Raw genomic sequence first — 15739 nt, 5'->3', positions numbered from 1 at the left:
CGCGGGTCACCACCGCGCGGATCCGGCACCGGCCGGCCGCCGACCCGACCGAGGAGCCTGCGCGCATGTCCCCGACCCCGATCCGCCGCCGCGCCGTCGCCGCCTCCGCCCTGACCGCCGCCCTGCTAGCCGGGCTGACCGCCTGCGGCAGCGGTGACGGCAAGCCCGCCGCCCCGGGCTCCGGTTCAGCCGACCCGTCGGCTTCCGCCGCGCCGCGGGCGAGCCTCACCGTGCTGGCCGCCTCTTCCCTCACCGACGTCTTCAAGACCGCGGGTGCGGCGTACGAGAAGGCCCGCCCCGGTACGAAGGTCACCTTCTCCTTCGCCGGTTCGCAGGAGCTCGCGGCGCAGGTCAGGCAGGGCGCCCCGGCCGACGCGCTGGTCACCGCCGACACGAGGACCATGGACGGGCTGAGGGCCGAGACCGGCGAGCCCGAGATCATCGCGAAGAACCGCCTGGTCATCGCGGCGGGCAAGGGCAACCCGTTCAAGATCGACGAGCTGAAGGACCTCGCCGACACCAAGCTCAAGGTCGTGCTCGCCGCGCCCGAGGTACCGGTCGGCCGCTACGGCCGGCTGATCCTCGACGCCCAGAAGATCGAGGTGAAGCCGGTCTCCCAGGAGCCCAACGTCCGCGCCGTCCTGGGCAAGGTCGAGATGGGTGAGGCCGACGCCGGCCTCGTCTACAGGACGGACTCCGCCAGGTCGGGCGACAAGGTCGTCACCGTGGAGATCCCGGACGAGCAGAACGCCGTGGCCGCCTACCCGGCCGCCACGCTGAAGCAGTCCAAGCACACCGATGCCGCCGCCGCCTTCGTGGCATGGCTGAGCACCCCCGAGGCGCAGAAGATCTTCCAGGACGCGGGCTTCCAGCAGCCGTAGCAGGCGCCGCTCCCCCGAAGCGCCCCGGGGGCCTGGCCGCTCCGGGGGCACGGACAGCCCTCCTTCGGCGTGCCCCGGGCCGGTCCGGTCCGGCGGTTCGGGGTGGAGCGGCCCGCCCCGCATACGCTGCACCCCTGCACCCCTGCACCCCTGCACCCCTGCAGCCCCTGCACCCCCACAGCCCCTGCCCGCCCGCGGCCCCCGCCGCCGGCCCCGCCCCGTCCGGCCACGCCGGCCCCAGCCAGGAAGTCCCGTGAGCAGACTCCGTACCCGCACGCGGCCCCCGGCGGCCCTGGCGCTCCCCGCGCTGCTGGCCATCGCGTTCCTGCTGATGCCGCTGATCGGGATCCTCGTCCGCACTCCGTGGGGTGAACTCGGAGAACACCTCGGCAGCCCCGGCGTGGTTGAGGCCCTGAAGCTCTCCCTCCTGGTGTCCCTGTGGGCGCTGGGCCTCTCGCTCCTCCTCGGCGTGCCGCTCGCCTGGCTGCTGGCCCGCGTGGAGTTCAGGGGCAAGGCGCTGGTCCGCTCGCTGGTGCTGCTCCCCATGGTGCTGCCGCCGACCGTGGGCGGTGTCGCCCTGCTCCTCGGCTTCGGCCGGCGCGGACTGCTGGGGCCCTGGCTGGAGGACTCCTTCGGGATCACCCTGCCGTTCCACACCTCGGGGGCCGTCGTCGCGGCGACCTTCGTCGCCATGCCGTTCCTCATCATCAGCCTGGAAGGCGCCCTCGGCGGTCTCAAGCAGAGCTACGAGGAGACCGCGGCCTCGCTCGGCGCGTCGCCGGTCCGCGTGTTCTTCACCGTGACCCTGCCCATGGTGGCGCCCGGCCTGGTCGCCGGCGCCGCCCTCACCTGGGCCCGCGCGCTGGGCGAGTTCGGCGCGACCATCACCTTCGCCGGGAACCTTCCCGGCACCACCCAGACCCTGCCGCTCCAGGTGTACCTGCTGCTGCAGGACCAGCCCGAGGCGGCCACCTCCGTCTCCCTGCTGCTGCTGGCGATCGCCATGGCCGTACTGATCGCACTGCGCGGCCGCTGGACGGGCGCACCGATCGACCGCGGGGCGGTCACGGCGCCGCAGCCCGCCCCGGAGGAAGGGCCGGCCACCGCCCCTGGGCCGGGGGCGGGGGCGGGGGCGGCCAAGGAGACGGACGGGGCCGGCGCCGCGCCGCCGCAGCCCGAGGAGACGGGGCACTGGCCGCTGCACGCCACCGTCACCGGCTTCAACCGCCTCACCCTCGACGCCGAACCGGGCACCACCATCGCCGTCGTCGGCGAGAACGGGGCCGGCAAGACCACCCTGCTGCGCGCCCTGCTCGGCCTGACCCCGCGGGCCCACGCCGACCTGCGGCTCGGCGACGCCGACGTCACCGCCCTGCCCCCGCACAAACGGCAGGTGGCCTGGGTCCCGCAGGACGGTGCGCTGTTCCCGCACCTGAGCGCCCTGGCCAACACCGCGTACGGGCTGCGCGCCCGCCGGGTGCCGCGCGCCCGTGCCCGCCGTGAGGCGCAGGACTGGCTGGACCGGCTGGGCGTGGGCCACCTCGCGCAGCGCAGGCCGTCGCAGCTCTCCGGCGGCCAGGCCCAGCGGGTCGCGCTCGCGCGCGCCCTGGCGGCCCGCCCGCGGCTCCTGCTGCTGGACGAACCGCTCGCCGCCCTCGACCAGACCACCCGGGCCCGTGTCCGGCACACCCTGCGCACGCACCTGGCCGACTTCGGCGGGGTCTGCCTCATCGTCACCCACGACCCCGTCGAGGCGGTGTCCCTGGCCGACCGGGTCCTCGTACTGGCCGACGGCCGGGCCCTGCAGGACGCACCGCCCGCCGAGGTCTCCCGGCACCCGCGGTCCCCGTGGGTGGCCCGCATGCTCGGGCGCAACGCCTGGCCGGGCATCGCCTCGGCGGACGGCCTCGCCCTCGCGGCGGGCGGCCGCCTGGTGGTCGCCGAGGCCCTGCCCGAGGGGGCCGAGGCCCTGGCGATCATCGCCCCGGAGGCGGTTTCGGTGCACCGGGACCGCCCGGGCGGCAGCCCCCGCAACGTATGGCGGGGCACCGTCCGGGAGATCACCGCGGTGGGCAGCCGCCTGCGCGTGCTGATCGCGTCGCCCGACGCACCCGACCTGGTCGCCGAGATCACCCCGGGTGCGGCGGCCGAACTGGGCCTGGCCGACGGATCCGAGGTCTGGACGAGTGTGAAGGCCACCGAGGTCGCCCTGGTCCGCCTGTAGCTCCGCCGGGCTGCGGTGGCGTGCCGGAGGCGTCCCCCGGCCACGAAGCCCCCGGGTGGGGCGGGGGCGGCCGGGGACACCGGGTACGCGTCGCGGGTCGGCCGGGCCGCGCGGCTCAGGAGGTGTCGTCGGGGGTCTGCGGCCGGGGCAGGGCGAATTCGCACCAGACGCACTTCCCGCCGCCCCGCGGTTCCACGCCCCACGCGTCCGCGAGCTGTTCCACCAGCATCAGTCCGCGCCCCGACACCGCCCAGTCCCCTGCCTCGCGCCGCCGCGGCAGTGCGCTGCTGGAGTCCTCGACCTCGATCCGGATCCGCCCCTGGGGCGTGATCCGCAGGGTGACGTGGCCGCCGCCGGCCGTGTGGACCAGGGCGTTGGTCATCAGCTCGTCCGCCGCCAGCTCGATCTCGTCGGCGCGGTCCCGCGCGCCCCAGGCGGCCACCGCCGCCCGGATGAGGTGCCGGGCCAGGGCCGGGGCCTCGGCGTCCCCCGGCTCCAGGCGATGGCGCAGCGGGCCGCCGCCCCGCCCGGTGGGCGTACCGCGGCGGCGCAGGACGAGCAGGGCCATGTCGTCCCCGCCGCCCGAGTCGCCGACGAGGTCGCACAGCACGTCGGCGAGCTCCTCGACGTCCGCGGGGCCGCTGTGGACCGCCGCCATCAGCTCACGCATCCCGGTGTCGGGATCCGCGCCGGGCCGCTCGATGAGGCCGTCCGTGCACAGCACCAGGGTGTCTCCCGGGTGCAGTTCCAGGCTGGTGACCGGGTAGCCGCAGCCCGGCGCCGCGGACGGTTCGGGGGACGCAAGCCCGAGCGGCAGCCCGCCCGCCACCTGGACCCGGTGGCAGCTGCCGTCGCCGCGCCGCACGACCGGGTCGAGGTGGCCGGCGCGGACGATCTGGAGCATCCCGCTGGTGAGGTCGACCTCGGCGTACGTGCAGGTGGCGAAGCGCTCCGTCTCCAGTTCGCGCAGGAAGGCGGAGGCACGGGCCATCGCCGCGCCCGGCGTGTGCCCTTCGACCACGTACGCGCGCATCACGATGCGCAGCTGCCCCATGACGGCGGCCGCGTCCGTGTCGTGGCCCTCGACATCGCCGATCATCACCCCGACGCGGCCGCCGCCGAGCGGCACCACGTCGTACCAGTCGCCGCCGATGTCCCGCCCCATCCGGGCGGAGCGGTAGCGTACGGCGATCAGTGCTCCCGGCACCGCGGGGATCCGGCGGGGCAGCATGGCCCGCTGGAGGCCCTCGGCCAGGTCGTGCTCCTGCTCGAAGAGGATGGCGCGCTGGAGGCTCTGGGCGACGCCGCTGCCGAGCGCCATCAGCAGGTTGCGTTCCTCGGCGGTGAAGTCGCCGTCCCGTTTGTAGAGCAGCCCCAGGGCTCCGACGGGCCGTCCCTGGGCGATCAGCGGCAGGTAGACGCCGCTGCGGACAGCCAGCGGCTCGATGTACGGCCACAGTTCGGGGTAGCCCTCCTGGAACTGCTCCCGCGAGAGGATGAAGACGGGCTGCATGGTGCGTACGGCCACACTCATCGGGAACTGCGCGTCGATCCGCGTGTACTCGATCTCGGGGACGTAACTGCCGAGCTGTCCCTCCGCGACCAGGTGGATACGGCCTCCGTCGACGACGCCCAGCATCACGCTCACGGCGCCGAGGTGGGTGAGGGCCTGGGGGTCCTTGAGGATGTCGGTCACGTCGTTGACGGTGCGGGCGTGGGCGAGGATGGCGGTCGTCCGCTCGACGACGCCGGTCATCCGGCGGCGCCCCTCGTCCTGCTCTCCGGCGGCTCCGGGCTCGCCGGGGTCGCCGGCGGCGTCACGGAGGATGCCGATGACGCGGTACGGGCGGCCGCCAGGGTCCCGCAGGATGTGCCCCTGGATGTGGGTCCAGGCCGGTGTGCCGTCGCGGCGGCGGCTGCGGACGTAGGCGCCGTAGTGGCTCCGGCCGTCCTTGATCGCCTGGGCGACCCTGGCGTCGAGCCGGGCCTCCTCGGCGGGCGCGATGCGCGCGCGGAGCCCGGCGGGGGTGCCGTCGTACTCGTCCGGGCGCAGGTCGAGAACCTCGAGGGCGGTGGGATCCAGGTGCATCCGCCCGCTGTCGAGGTCCCAGTCGAAGGTGCCCATGCGGTTGAGCGCAAGGCTCGTGTCCGGCCGCGCGGGCCAGTCGACCTCGGGAACGTCTCCCCTACGGGCCATGCAGCCAGGGTCTCACTGTCCCCCGCCGGTGTCCCCGTGGAGCAGCCGACGGGGGGCGGGGTCCGGTGGGGGTGGTTGCGCGGACACGACGCTGTGCGGCCCGTCGCGCGGGCCGCACAGTGTGCTGTGGTGTCAGCAGCCGTGGCCGTAGCCTCCGCCACGGTAGTCGTCGTCGTCATCGTCGTACCAACCGTGGTGGCCGCCCCTGTCGTTGTCCCAGCCGCCGCCGCTCACGTACGTGACGGACTGGGCGGGGGTCGCCGCCGAGGCGGTACTTGCGGCTCCCAGGGCGCCGCCGGCCATCAGAGCGCCGATGGCGGACACCGCAAAGAGGCGCTTGACTCTCGTTGCTCGCATAATGGAGAACCCTTCTCGTTGCTACGGCACGAAAATTTGCTCTTCCTCCTCACACAAGGGATGTCCATGGCTGCACCTGTGGCCGTACAGATTTCATGAATGCGCGTAATCCCCGTCAACGCGGCCTCGTTGGGCCACGGACCTTCGGGGCCGGTGCGATATCTCGCACGCCTCGCGTTCCGGCTTGTCACTGCGGGCAAAGGGTGTGATCCCCGCGGTGGCCACAGCTACCTACGGATAATATTAGTCACCGCGCCGGCGATCGGCATCTCGGGCAGGCACCAAATCCGCCCGCAATCCGCGGCAATTCCGTTGCATCGGCCAACTATTCGGGGCGCCTGCCCTGTCACCGCAACGGGCCAAGGGGTTGCAGGAAATCAAGGTGTTGCTGCCCTGCAAGCCCTTGGGCTCGGATCCCGCACGAGGTGGCAGAGGTGACCGGGGCGGCGCTGCCGGATGAACCACTGCGTGGCACAGATCGGTATCGAGCATCCGGAACACCGCGCGGACGCCGTCGGCGAGCCCCTGGAAGCACTGAAGGACTACCCGACGTCCCCCGGTTGCACGTCCCCGTTCGCCCCGGTCTGGATCGCCGAAACGGTCCGCCGGCAGTCGGCTCCGCCGGCGGTGTGAGGCCGACTGCCCCGCCGTGGACGTCGGTTCGTCGCGCGCCGCGGGGCATCCCGTACGACCGGCCCTCGACGGGGCCGATTCGGAGCGCTCAGGCCGGTTCGCCCGTCTCCTGGACCAACAGGGTGGGCTGGACGCGGTTGTTGAGGTCGAGGCGGATCGGGGTCCTGGACACGTGGGCCGTCACCGTCGGCAGTGCCAGGTGGAGTTCCCGTGCGTGGGCGCGGCAGGTGGCTCGCCGACCCGCCGCACCCGGACCTGACCGGTGCGCTGCGCCGGTTACTGGTTGCCGCCGTCGCCGCCGTTGCCGCCACCGTCCTCGCGGGGCTGGTCCGCCGGCGGCGGCTCGATCGCTGTACGGGCCGGTTCCGGCTGCGGCTGCGAGGCGACCGGCGACTGCGGAGCCGCGGACCTGGTCGGCAGGGAAGGCGTGCGGTCGGTCGGCTGGGGCGAACCCGCCTCAGAGGGCGACGGTGACGGGCTGGGCGGGGGCGATGCCGCCGGGGACCCCGAGGGGGAGCCCGACGGCGACGGAGGTCCCGACGGGGACCCCGAGGGTGGCTTGGACGGCGACGCCGACGCCGAAGGCGTCGGCGAACCCGAAGGCGTCACTGACGGCGATCCAGAGGGCGACACCGACGGCGAGGGCGTCGGTGAGACCGACGGGGATCCCGAAGGCGACACCGACGGCGAGGGCGTCGGTGAGACCGACGGGGACTTCGACGGCGATTCGGAACCGGAGGGCTTCCCGGACGGGGACGTCGAGGGCGACTTCGACGGCGGCTTCGAGCCCGTGTGCGAGGGCGACTTCGACGGCGGTGCCGGCGGCTTCGTCCCGGTGTGCGTCGGCGTGACCCACGGACTCGGCGTGGTCGGCGGCGTCGGGAAAACGGGCGGCGGGATCGGCCGGTCGGACCGCCTGTCCTGGGGGTGGCCCTTCTCGCGCTCGAACCAGTGCCGCTTCTGGTGGTCGTAGATCACGATCTTCTTCACGGGCTGCACCGCCGGCGCGATGACGACCACCTTCTCCGGCTGGTACGAGGGCCACGTCTGCCCGTAGCGCTTCGGGGCGGCCTTGAGCGGGACCGGCTGGCCGAGCGGGTTCCCGCACGCGCAGCGCACCCGCGGCACGCCCCGGTCGTCCACGAGCACGGCCGTCCCGGCCTGCAGGACGGCCTGGTAGCTGGTGACCTTCCCGTTCTGGAAGCCGTGGTTGGTGACCCGGGTGTCCATGCGCAGCTGTACCGGGGTGAGCGAGCGCAGGTATGCGGGAACGGCCGTCGGCTGGATGCCGAGCGTCGCGGCGAACGCCTGGTTCTTGGCGGGCTCCGCGGCCAGCACCTTGATCTGCTTCTCGACGTCGCAGCTCGCCACGTTCTGGGTGCCCCCGTACACGCCCGGTGCGGAACCGCTGACGCTTCTGGTGCCCGTGGTGGTGCCCTGGGTGGTGGGGGCGGCGCCGGTCCCGCTGGGGGACGGAGCGGGGCTCTGCGGTGGCGGTGCGTCCTCCTTCACCACCGTGGACTCGGTGAAGGGGTCGGGGCCCGCGGCGGCGGCCGGCTGGAGGAACACCTCGCCCCCGGCGCCGGGGGTGCCGCTGGGCCGGGTCAGCACCACTGCCAGGGCCACGACCGCGACCACCGCGACGAGCGCGGTGGCGAGCCGTGGAACGGACCGCCACCAGGGACCCTTGTCCGGCCGCCCCGGACCACCGGGGCCGGCGGGACCGCCGGGCGGTCCGGTCGGCGGCGGGGGCGGCGGTACCTGCCGCCCGCCCGACAGCGGACCGGACGGCGGGCCGGTGGGTCGCTCTGACGACGGCTGCCAACCGGAGGGATGTGTGCTCACGGGCTCTTCTTCCCAGGAGGAGGGAGTTCCCATCGGACCATTGTGTGCGCCGTCCGGGTGGTGCCCGCAAGCCGGGAGTGCCACGGTTGCAGGGTGAGCCAGACACCGAGATCGGCATCGTCCGGGGGCTCCGCGAGGGCCTGGCGCGACGCCCTCGTCACCGTCGTCGCAGGCTTCGCTGCGATGGTCGCGGTCGCCGCGGCGGGCCTTGCGTGCGCGGGCGCGGGAGACCTTCCGGAGGGAGCGTTCCCCCACGTGCTCGCCGCGGTCGTGGTGATGGCGGCCGGCGGTACCGTGGCGGTGTCCGGCGACGCCGGTCTGCTGGCGGGCGCGGACGTGAACCTGGCGGTGCTCCCGCTCTCGGTGAGCCTGGCGGGCGCCCTCGCGGCCGGCTACTGCTTCCTGCGTCCGCTGCACAACCGGGCCGTGGCCGGGCCCCGCGAACTGGTCGGCCGGGCCGTCCCGTTGGCTGTTCTGTGGCTGCTCGCGCTGCTCGGCTGCGCGCTCCTGGCCCGGCAGGACTTCGGCATCTCCACCGCCGACCCCGCTCTCGCGGTGATCGGTGAACTCCTCGACTCCGCGCCGACGGTGGGCTTCCGCGCCGACGTGCCCGCCACCCTCCTGTTCGGACTGCTGTGGATCCTCGGCCTGTTGGTGATCGCCCTGCTGGTGTCGCGTCGGGCACCGCTCCCGGCCGGACTGGTCCGCTTCCACACGGCGGTGCGTCCGGCCGCCTTCGCCACGACCCTGCTGCTCCTCTCGTACGTCGTGATCGGCGTCGCCGTCGCGCTGGTGGTGGCCGCGACCCAGGGGGACGCCGCCCGGACCCTCGCCGTGGTCCTGCTCGGGCTGCCGAACCTCGTCTGGATCGCGCTCACCCTGGGCTTCGGCGGGTCCTGGGAGGCCCGGGTCGAAGGGGCCTTCGGGCTGCCGATGCCGCAGCTGCTGGACGAGGTGCTGCGCGATGCCGACGGGGCCCCGGTCGACGTGGCGTCGTTCGCGGCACGCGACCCGCGGGCGTGGTGGCTGGTGGTCGTGGCCGCCGTCCTGCTGCTGGGCACGGGCGTACTGGCGGCCGTACGGTCCCCCGCGCACGTCCGGCCGTGGCAGCACGCGCTGCATCTCGGCGCGGCCCTCGCCCTGGCCACCCTCGCGGTCTGCCTGCTGTGCCGGATCCAGGCCGAGTACGGGCTGTCCCTCCTGGGCATCGGCGAGGTGGACGGCCTCGGCGGGGAGCTCCTGCTGGACCCCGTGCTGTGGCGGACGGTCGGACTCGGCCTCCTCTGGGGTGCCGTGGCCGGCTTCCTCGGCGGTCTCCTGGCTCGCCCGCTGCACCGCCGCGGGCGGGTCGGCGCGCCCGCCGGGACACCGGCTCACGGCTGACCCGCACCCCTCAGCGGGTGGCGCCCTTCACTCCCCCTCGGGGTCGCGCGTGTCCACGATCCGGGTCGGGCCGGCCTGCCGGTCGTGTCCGCCCGCCTCGGGGCCGGCGGGCGGCTCGTCGGGCCCCGCGCCGGCCCCGCCGCCGTCCGGTCCGGCCGGCGGCGTCTGGGGCCCGAGGGCGATCCCCGGTCCCTCGGTGACCGCACCCCCCGGTCGATCGGTCACCGCACTCCCCGGCCCCTCGGTCACCGCGTAGGTCGCCAGGCGGGTCCCGTCTCCGTACATCCACCGTCCCGAGGTCTCGTCGTAGAGCCAGACCGACTCCCCGTCGACGACGACACCCGCCCGCAGTCCGCGCAGGGACCGCCGGAAGGCGTCGGTGTCGGCCCGGCCGGAGGCGAGTTCGTCCACGGCGTGCCGGTAGCGTTCGAGGGCGTCGGCGCCGCGCGCGAGCAGCGGCCTCGGGTCCTCGGCGCGTACCGACGGCCGCTCCCCCGTGGTCGGCGGCGGCTGCGGGACCGCGATGAGCAGCCGCCCGTCGACCCAGGCGCTCCACCCGTTGGCGCAGAGGATCTCCCCCCACTCCCCCCGCCGCGACAGCAGCTGGACGGGCAGAAAGGCGTCCAGGGCGGCGGTCGGCCGGGAGACGTCCGGGGCTTCCCAGGCGGACAGCCCGGGGGGCGGCACCACATGGGTGGGCTGGAAGTCGGCCACGGCGATCCCGGGATCCATCGAGCTGCTCATGACGCCTACTTCCGCATGATCACGGGCTCGTGCCGGCGCAGCAGCCTGGCGACCAGCACCCCGAAGAGAACGGACAGGACCACCAGCATGCCCAGGTTCAGCAGCCACACCGCGGGGGCGTGTGCGAACAGCGGGTCGTCGGTGAGGGTGCCGGGCACGATCGCGCCGAGGTCGATGGTGCCCGCCATGGCGCCGAGGGCCCAGCGCGAGGGGACCAGCCAGGCCAGTTGCTCGATCACCGGGACGCCGTCCAGCCGCAGCAGCGCGCCGCAGAAGACCACCTGCACGATGGCGAGGAGGACCAGCAGCGGCATGGTGACCTCCTCCTTGCGGACCAGTGCGGAGATCAGCAGGCCGAGCATCATGGCGGTGAAGGCGAGCAGTGCCACCGCGATGGTGATCTCGGCGAGGGGTCCCATGATCACGCCCTGGCCGCCCGGGGCGCTCAGGTCCACGCCGTAGAGGGCCACCAGGGTCAGCACCACGGCCTGGGCGACGGTGACGGCGCCCAGAACCACGACCTTCGACATCAGGTAGGCGGAGCGGGACAGCCCCACAGCCCGCTCCCGCCGGTAGATGACCCGTTCCTTGACCAGTTCGCGCACGGCGTTCGCGGCTCCGGTGAGGACGGCGCCGACGGACAGGATCAGCAGGGCGTTGATCGCGGTCTCCTGGGTGAGTCTGCTGCCGGCCAGGGCACGGGCCATGGCGCCCATGACGAAGGGCAGCGCGATCATGATGGCGAGGAAGGTACGGTCCGCGGAGAGTGCGGCCGCGTAGCGCCGGACGAGGGTGGACAGCTGGGAGCCCCAGCTCTGCGCCTTGGGCGGCGGGGGGGCGAGCGCGGCCGTGGCGGGCGCCGCGGCCGCCGCCCGGCGGTCGCCGCCGTGCCACGGCTGGCGGGCGGCGCCCAGGACGTACGTGCGGTAGGCCGTCGAGGCGGCGTACTCCCCCGCCCAGTCGCGGCCCGGCTGGTTCTCGAAGGCTTCGAAGGCCTCCGGCCACTGCGCGGCGCCGAAGTAGCCGAGGGTCTCCCCGGGCGGTCCGTAGTAGGCGATGCGGCCGCCCGGGGCGAGGACCAGCAGCCGGTCGCAGACGTCGAGGCTGAGGACGCTGTGGGTGACGACGATGACGGTGCGGCCGTCGTCGGCGAGGCCGCGCAGCATGTGCATCACCGAGCGGTCCATTCCCGGGTCGAGGCCGGAGGTGGGCTCGTCCAGGAAGAGCAGGGAGGGCTTGGTGAGCAGTTCCAGGGCGACGGACACCCGTTTGCGCTGGCCGCCGGAGAGGCTGTGGATGGGCTGCGCGGCGCGCTCGTGGAGGCCGAGTTCGCGGATGACCTCGTCCGCCCGGGCCTGGCGTTCGGCTTTGGCGGTGTCCTGCGGGAAGCGCAGTTCGGCGGCGTAGGCGAGGGCGCGCCGGACGGTGAGCTGGGAGTGCAGGATGTCGTCCTGCGGTACGAGGCCGATGCGGCTGCGCAGTTCGGCGTAGTCGCGGTAGAGGTCGCGGCCGTCGTAGAGGACGGTGCCGCGGTCGGCAGGGCGCAGGCCGGTGAGGGCGCCGAGCAGGGTGGACTTGCCGGCTCCGCTGGGGCCGATGACGGCGAGCAGGGATTTGGCGCCCACCGGGAAGGACACCTCGTCGAGGAGGGTCTTGCGGCCCCGGTCGACGGCGACGGTGAGGCCCTGGACGTCGAGGGTGACCTCGCCGGTGTCCTCGTACTCCTGGAGCCGGTCGCCGACGAGGCAGAAGGCCAGGTGGCCGATGCCGACGATGTCGCCCTCGGTGAGGGGGGCCGCGCCGGTGACGGGGGCGCCGTTGAGGTAGGTGCCGTTGTGGCTGCCGAGGTCGGCGATCTCGTAGGTGCCGTCGGGGAGGGCCCGCAGTTCGGCGTGCCGGCGCGATACGTCGAGCTCGTCGATGACGAGGTCGTTGTCGGTGGCGCGGCCGATGCGTACGGCGGTGCGGGCGGGCAGCGGGAGGACAGCGCTGGGACGCCGGAAGGTGGTGGTCATCGACGGGTTGGACACCCGGGCCGGCCCGGAGCCGGCGCTCCGCGGCCCGGGCCGCGGAGCGCTGAGGACGGCCCTGGGACCGTCCTGCGCGTCGCCGAAGCGCAGTTCGCTGCCGGCGCCGACGCTCCACTCGTGGACGCGGTGGCCGTCGGCCCAGGTTCCGTTGGTGCTGTGCTCGTCCTCGACGGTCCAGTGGTCTCCGTCGGGGCGCAGGACCGCGTGGTGCCAGGAGACGCGGGCGTCCTCGAAGCAGATCTCGCAGAGCGGGTCCCTGCCGACGTGGTACGTCCGGCCCGGGCTCATCGCAGTGGAGCCCGTGTCGGTTTCCAGGACGAGCTCGGGCGCGGTCGGCACACCGGGACGCTGGACCATGCAGAGATTTTCCCACGATCACACCGCCCCGGCAGCGGCCCGACAAAACCGCAGGTCAGAGACCTCTTATAGGGAATGACAACGGTCCCCGTTGCAGCCTTTGCCAGTCTCGCCGGGGTGCGCTTCACTTCACGCGACGGAACCGAACAAACGGTTGCCGCGACGAGACGGGGGACGACATGAGCGGGCACGACCACGGGCACGGCGATCACGGCCACGGGCCCGGGGGCCACAGCCACGGCGTGGCCGCCGACGCCGACCGCCGCTGGCTGGCCATCGCGCTCGGCCTGATCGGCGGGTTCATGGCCATCGAGGTGGTCATCGGCGTCATGGCCCACTCCCTGGCCCTGATCTCCGACGCCGCCCACATGCTCACGGACGCCGTCTCGATCGTCCTCGCGCTGATCGCGATGCGGCTGGCGGCCCGCCCCGCCCGCGGTGGTTTCACGTACGGCCTCAAGCGGGCGGAGATACTCTCCGCCCAGGCCAACGGCCTGACGCTGCTCCTGCTGGCCGCGTGGCTGACGTACGAGGCGGTGCGCCGGCTGATGGACCCGCCGCCGGTGGAGGGCGGCCTGGTCCTGGTGACGGCGCTCGCGGGCATCGTCGTCAACGTGGCCGCGGCCTGGTGCATCTCGCGGGCGAACCGGTCGTCGCTGGCGGTCGAGGGCGCCTACCAGCACGTCCTGAACGACCTGTTCGCCTTCATCGGGACGGCCGTCGCCGGTCTGATCGTCATGACGACCGGCTTCCGGCAGGCCGACGCGATCGCCACACTGGTGGTCGTCGTCCTGATGGTGAAGGCGGGCTACGGCCTGGTCCGCGACTCCGGTCGGATCTTCCTGGAGGCCGCGCCCGCGCACGTGGACCCGGATGCGGTCGGGGACCGGCTCGTCGGGCACCCGCCGGTCACCGAGGTCCACGACCTGCACATCTGGACGATCACCTCGGGGCAGGCGGCGCTCTCCGCACATGTGCTGGTCGAGCCGGCGGGCGACTGCCACGCCGTGCGCCGGGAGCTGGAGCGGCTGCTGGAGAAGGAGTACGGCATCACGCACACCACTCTCCAGGTGGACCACGTCCAGGAGGCCCTCCTCTCGGTCGGCCGGCGGGGCGATGCCTCCTACGACCCGCACTGCGCGGACGCGCACGGTCCGGTCCACCGCGAGGGCCCGCACGACCACTGAACGCAGTCGACCCGGTCACCGAACGCCGAGCCCGATCACTGACCGGCGCCCGTACGGGGCATGTATGTGCCCATGACGTACAAGCGCAGCGCCGGACTGCTCCTCTTCCGGCGGACGGCGGCGGCCGGGGTCGAGGTGCTGCTCGGGCACATGGGCGGCCCGTTGTGGTCCGGGCGGACGTCCGGGGACTGGGCCATCCCCAAGGGCGAGTACGGGCCGGAGGAGACTCCGCGCGACGCGGCCCGGCGGGAGTTCACCGAGGAGATCGGGCTGCCCCCGCCGGACGGCGAGTACCTCCCGCTGGGCGAGGTACGGCTCTCCAGCGGGAAGCTGGTGACCGTCTGGGCGGTGGAGGCGGACCTCGATCCGGCGCTCATGGTGCCGGGGACCTTCACCATGGAGTGGCCCCCGCACTCCGGGAACGCGCAGGAGTTCCCGGAGCTGGACCAGGTGGCCTGGTGCACACCCGAGATGGCCCAGGACATGCTGATCCCCTCGCAACTGCCGTTTCTGGAGCGACTGTTGGCGCTCCTGAAGGCTTGACCAGAGCTCGTACTTGCCAACATCCCCACCTGCCTGGACATTGCATCCATGACCAACGTCGTGCTGGTGGGAACCCTGGACACCAAGGGTGTGGAGTACGGCTGGCTGCGCGAGAGGCTGCTGCGCGCCGGCGTCGAAGTGATACTGGTCGACACAGGCATCATGGGCGAACCCCGGGTGGCCGCGGACGTGCCGCGCGCCGCGGTGGCCCGGGCCGCGGGAACCGAACTGTCCCTCCTGCGATCGGCCGCCGACCGGGGCGCGGCCGTGACCACGATGGCCCGGGGCGCCGAGGCGGCCCTGGTGCGCCTGCACGCCGAGGGCCGGCTGCACGGGGTGCTCGCGATCGGCGGCAGCGGCGGCACCTCCATCGCCACCCGGGCGATGCGCTCCCTGCCGCTGGGCGTTCCGAAACTGATGGTCTCGTCGATGGCGTCCGGGGACACTGCCCCGTACGTGGGCTCCTCGGACATCACGATGATGTACAGCGTGGTGGACATCGCGGGGATCAACAGTGTGTCCGCGCCGATCCTGGCGAACGCCGTGGCGGCCATCGCCGGGATGGCCGAATCCTTCGCCGCCGGGGCGGACCGACCACCCCGGCTGGGGGCGGGCCCCCGTCCGTTGGTGGCGGCGAGCATGGCGGGCGTGACCACGCCCGGCGTGGACGCGGCGCGCGAGCGGCTGACCGAGCTGGGCTACGAGGTGCTGGTCTTCCACGTCAGCGGCACCGGCGGCCGCACCCTGGAGACCCTGGCCGGCCAGGGGGTGTTCGCCGGGGTCCTCGACCTCACCCTCAGCGAGCTGGCCGACGACCTGTGCGGGGGGATCCTGACGGCGGGGCCCGACCGGCTCAGCGCGGCCGGGCGGGCCGGCGTGCCGCAGGTGGTGAGCCTGGGCGCGCTGGACATGGTGAAGTTCGGCCCGCTGGAGTCCCTGCCCCAGCGGGTCCTGGACCGGGGCGTCCACGTCCACAACCCGTCGATCACGGTGATCCGTACGAGCCAGGCCGAGTGCGCGGAGCTCGGCCGCCGGGTGGCCGCCAAACTCCGTGCGGCGACCGGGCCCACGGCCGTCTGCGTCCCGCTCCGCGGACTGTCCGCCCTCGGCGCGCCGGGCGGCCCATACCATGACCCCCGCGCGGACCGGGCGCTGTTCTCGGCGCTGCGCGAGGGCTTGCAGGGCAGTACCGCACGGCTCTACGACTACGACACGCACATCAACGACCCGGCCTTCGGGCGGGCGGCCGCCGACCGGCTGCACGCCATGATCGGCACGGTGTCGGCCGCGGCCTGAGACACCGGCCGCAGTCGGGAACCGGCCGTGGCTCGAACCACGTCCCATGGGGAGTCCGGTAC

General features: G+C 73.8%; 10 protein-coding genes and 2 pseudogenes. 7 read left to right on the top strand and 5 right to left on the bottom strand.

The window, feature by feature from the left end:
- The first annotated feature begins 65 nt into the window (after positions 1-65).
- Together modA and ACFWFZ_RS01115 are read left to right on the top strand one after the other, a co-directional pair.
- Positions 66-881 carry a molybdate ABC transporter substrate-binding protein gene (gene modA, locus ACFWFZ_RS01120; protein ID WP_387114701.1) on the top strand — a complete coding sequence of 272 codons (816 nt, stop codon included), beginning with the start codon at positions 66-68 and terminating at the stop codon, positions 879-881.
- Positions 882-1212: 331 nt separating this feature from the next.
- The gene (locus ACFWFZ_RS01115; protein WP_387116241.1) at positions 1213-3105 is read left to right on the top strand and encodes an ABC transporter permease; all 1893 of its coding nucleotides are present in this window, start codon (positions 1213-1215) and stop codon (positions 3103-3105) included.
- Between the two features lie 115 nt (positions 3106-3220).
- On the opposite strand, the gene ACFWFZ_RS01110 is transcribed toward ACFWFZ_RS01115, so the two are convergent.
- Together ACFWFZ_RS01110 and ACFWFZ_RS01105 are read right to left on the bottom strand one after the other, a co-directional pair.
- Positions 3221-5302, bottom strand: coding sequence for a SpoIIE family protein phosphatase (locus ACFWFZ_RS01110; RefSeq protein ID WP_387114698.1), 2082 nt, complete (start codon positions 5300-5302; stop codon positions 3221-3223).
- Positions 5303-5434: 132 nt separating this feature from the next.
- The gene (locus tag ACFWFZ_RS01105) at positions 5435-5659 is read right to left on the bottom strand and encodes a hypothetical protein (RefSeq protein ID WP_387114695.1); all 225 of its coding nucleotides are present in this window, start codon (positions 5657-5659) and stop codon (positions 5435-5437) included.
- Between the two features lie 456 nt (positions 5660-6115).
- On the opposite strand from ACFWFZ_RS01105, the pseudogene ACFWFZ_RS01100 reads away from it, so the two are divergent.
- Positions 6116-6292, top strand: a pseudogene (locus tag ACFWFZ_RS01100) (DNA alkylation repair protein); the annotation flags it as partial.
- Between the two features lie 624 nt (positions 6293-6916).
- On the opposite strand, the pseudogene ACFWFZ_RS01095 reads toward ACFWFZ_RS01100, so the two are convergent.
- Positions 6917-8170: pseudogene (locus ACFWFZ_RS01095) on the bottom strand (DUF6777 domain-containing protein); the annotation flags it as partial.
- A 60-nt stretch (positions 8171-8230) separates the two neighbouring features.
- Here ACFWFZ_RS01095 and ACFWFZ_RS01090 point away from each other — a divergent pair.
- Entirely contained in the window at positions 8231-9520 is a 1290-nt protein-coding gene (locus ACFWFZ_RS01090) for a streptophobe family protein (RefSeq protein ID WP_387114692.1), read from the top strand.
- 27 nt (positions 9521-9547) lie between these two features.
- Here ACFWFZ_RS01090 and ACFWFZ_RS01085 read toward each other — a convergent pair whose 3' ends face one another.
- Both ACFWFZ_RS01085 and ACFWFZ_RS01080 read right to left on the bottom strand, forming a co-directional pair.
- Positions 9548-10264, bottom strand: coding sequence for a hypothetical protein (locus tag ACFWFZ_RS01085; protein ID WP_387114689.1), 717 nt, complete (start codon positions 10262-10264; stop codon positions 9548-9550).
- Positions 10265-10269: 5 nt separating this feature from the next.
- The gene (locus ACFWFZ_RS01080; protein WP_387114687.1) at positions 10270-12651 is read right to left on the bottom strand and encodes an FHA domain-containing protein; all 2382 of its coding nucleotides are present in this window, start codon (positions 12649-12651) and stop codon (positions 10270-10272) included.
- 179 nt (positions 12652-12830) lie between these two features.
- Here ACFWFZ_RS01080 and ACFWFZ_RS01075 point away from each other — a divergent pair, with 179 nt between their 5' ends.
- From ACFWFZ_RS01075 to ACFWFZ_RS01065, 3 genes are all read left to right on the top strand, one after another.
- Positions 12831-13838: a cation diffusion facilitator family transporter gene (locus ACFWFZ_RS01075; RefSeq protein ID WP_387114684.1), complete on the top strand. Its 1008-nt coding sequence runs from the start codon at positions 12831-12833 to the stop codon at positions 13836-13838.
- A 72-nt stretch (positions 13839-13910) separates the two neighbouring features.
- The gene (locus tag ACFWFZ_RS01070) at positions 13911-14381 is read left to right on the top strand and encodes an NUDIX domain-containing protein (RefSeq protein WP_387114681.1); all 471 of its coding nucleotides are present in this window, start codon (positions 13911-13913) and stop codon (positions 14379-14381) included.
- 48 nt (positions 14382-14429) lie between these two features.
- The gene (locus ACFWFZ_RS01065; protein ID WP_387114679.1) at positions 14430-15677 is read left to right on the top strand and encodes a Tm-1-like ATP-binding domain-containing protein; all 1248 of its coding nucleotides are present in this window, start codon (positions 14430-14432) and stop codon (positions 15675-15677) included.
- Positions 15678-15739 lie beyond the last annotated feature (62 nt).

Origin of the sequence: Streptomyces sp. NPDC060232, from assembly GCF_042726555.1 — a bacterium.
Taxonomy (GTDB): domain Bacteria; phylum Actinomycetota; class Actinomycetes; order Streptomycetales; family Streptomycetaceae; genus Streptomyces.
This window is presented reverse-complemented; position numbering and strand designations above follow the sequence as displayed.

Bases quoted from the DNA above. Each gene is read 5' to 3' on its own strand.
- ACFWFZ_RS01070 (WP_387114681.1), top strand. From the start codon at position 13,911: ATGACGTACAAGCGCAGCGCCGGACTGCTCCTCTTCCGGCGGACGGCG.
- ACFWFZ_RS01115 (WP_387116241.1), top strand. From the start codon at position 1,213: ATGCCGCTGATCGGGATCCTCGTCCGCACTCCGTGGGGTGAACTCGGA.
- ACFWFZ_RS01065 (WP_387114679.1), top strand. From the start codon at position 14,430: ATGACCAACGTCGTGCTGGTGGGAACCCTGGACACCAAGGGTGTGGAG.
- ACFWFZ_RS01080 (WP_387114687.1), bottom strand. From the start codon at position 12,651: ATGGTCCAGCGTCCCGGTGTGCCGACCGCGCCCGAGCTCGTCCTGGAA.
- modA (WP_387114701.1), top strand. From the start codon at position 66: ATGTCCCCGACCCCGATCCGCCGCCGCGCCGTCGCCGCCTCCGCCCTG.
- ACFWFZ_RS01110 (WP_387114698.1), bottom strand. From the start codon at position 5,302: ATGGCCCGTAGGGGAGACGTTCCCGAGGTCGACTGGCCCGCGCGGCCG.
- ACFWFZ_RS01085 (WP_387114689.1), bottom strand. From the start codon at position 10,264: ATGAGCAGCTCGATGGATCCCGGGATCGCCGTGGCCGACTTCCAGCCC.
- ACFWFZ_RS01105 (WP_387114695.1), bottom strand. From the start codon at position 5,659: ATGCGAGCAACGAGAGTCAAGCGCCTCTTTGCGGTGTCCGCCATCGGC.
- ACFWFZ_RS01075 (WP_387114684.1), top strand. From the start codon at position 12,831: ATGAGCGGGCACGACCACGGGCACGGCGATCACGGCCACGGGCCCGGG.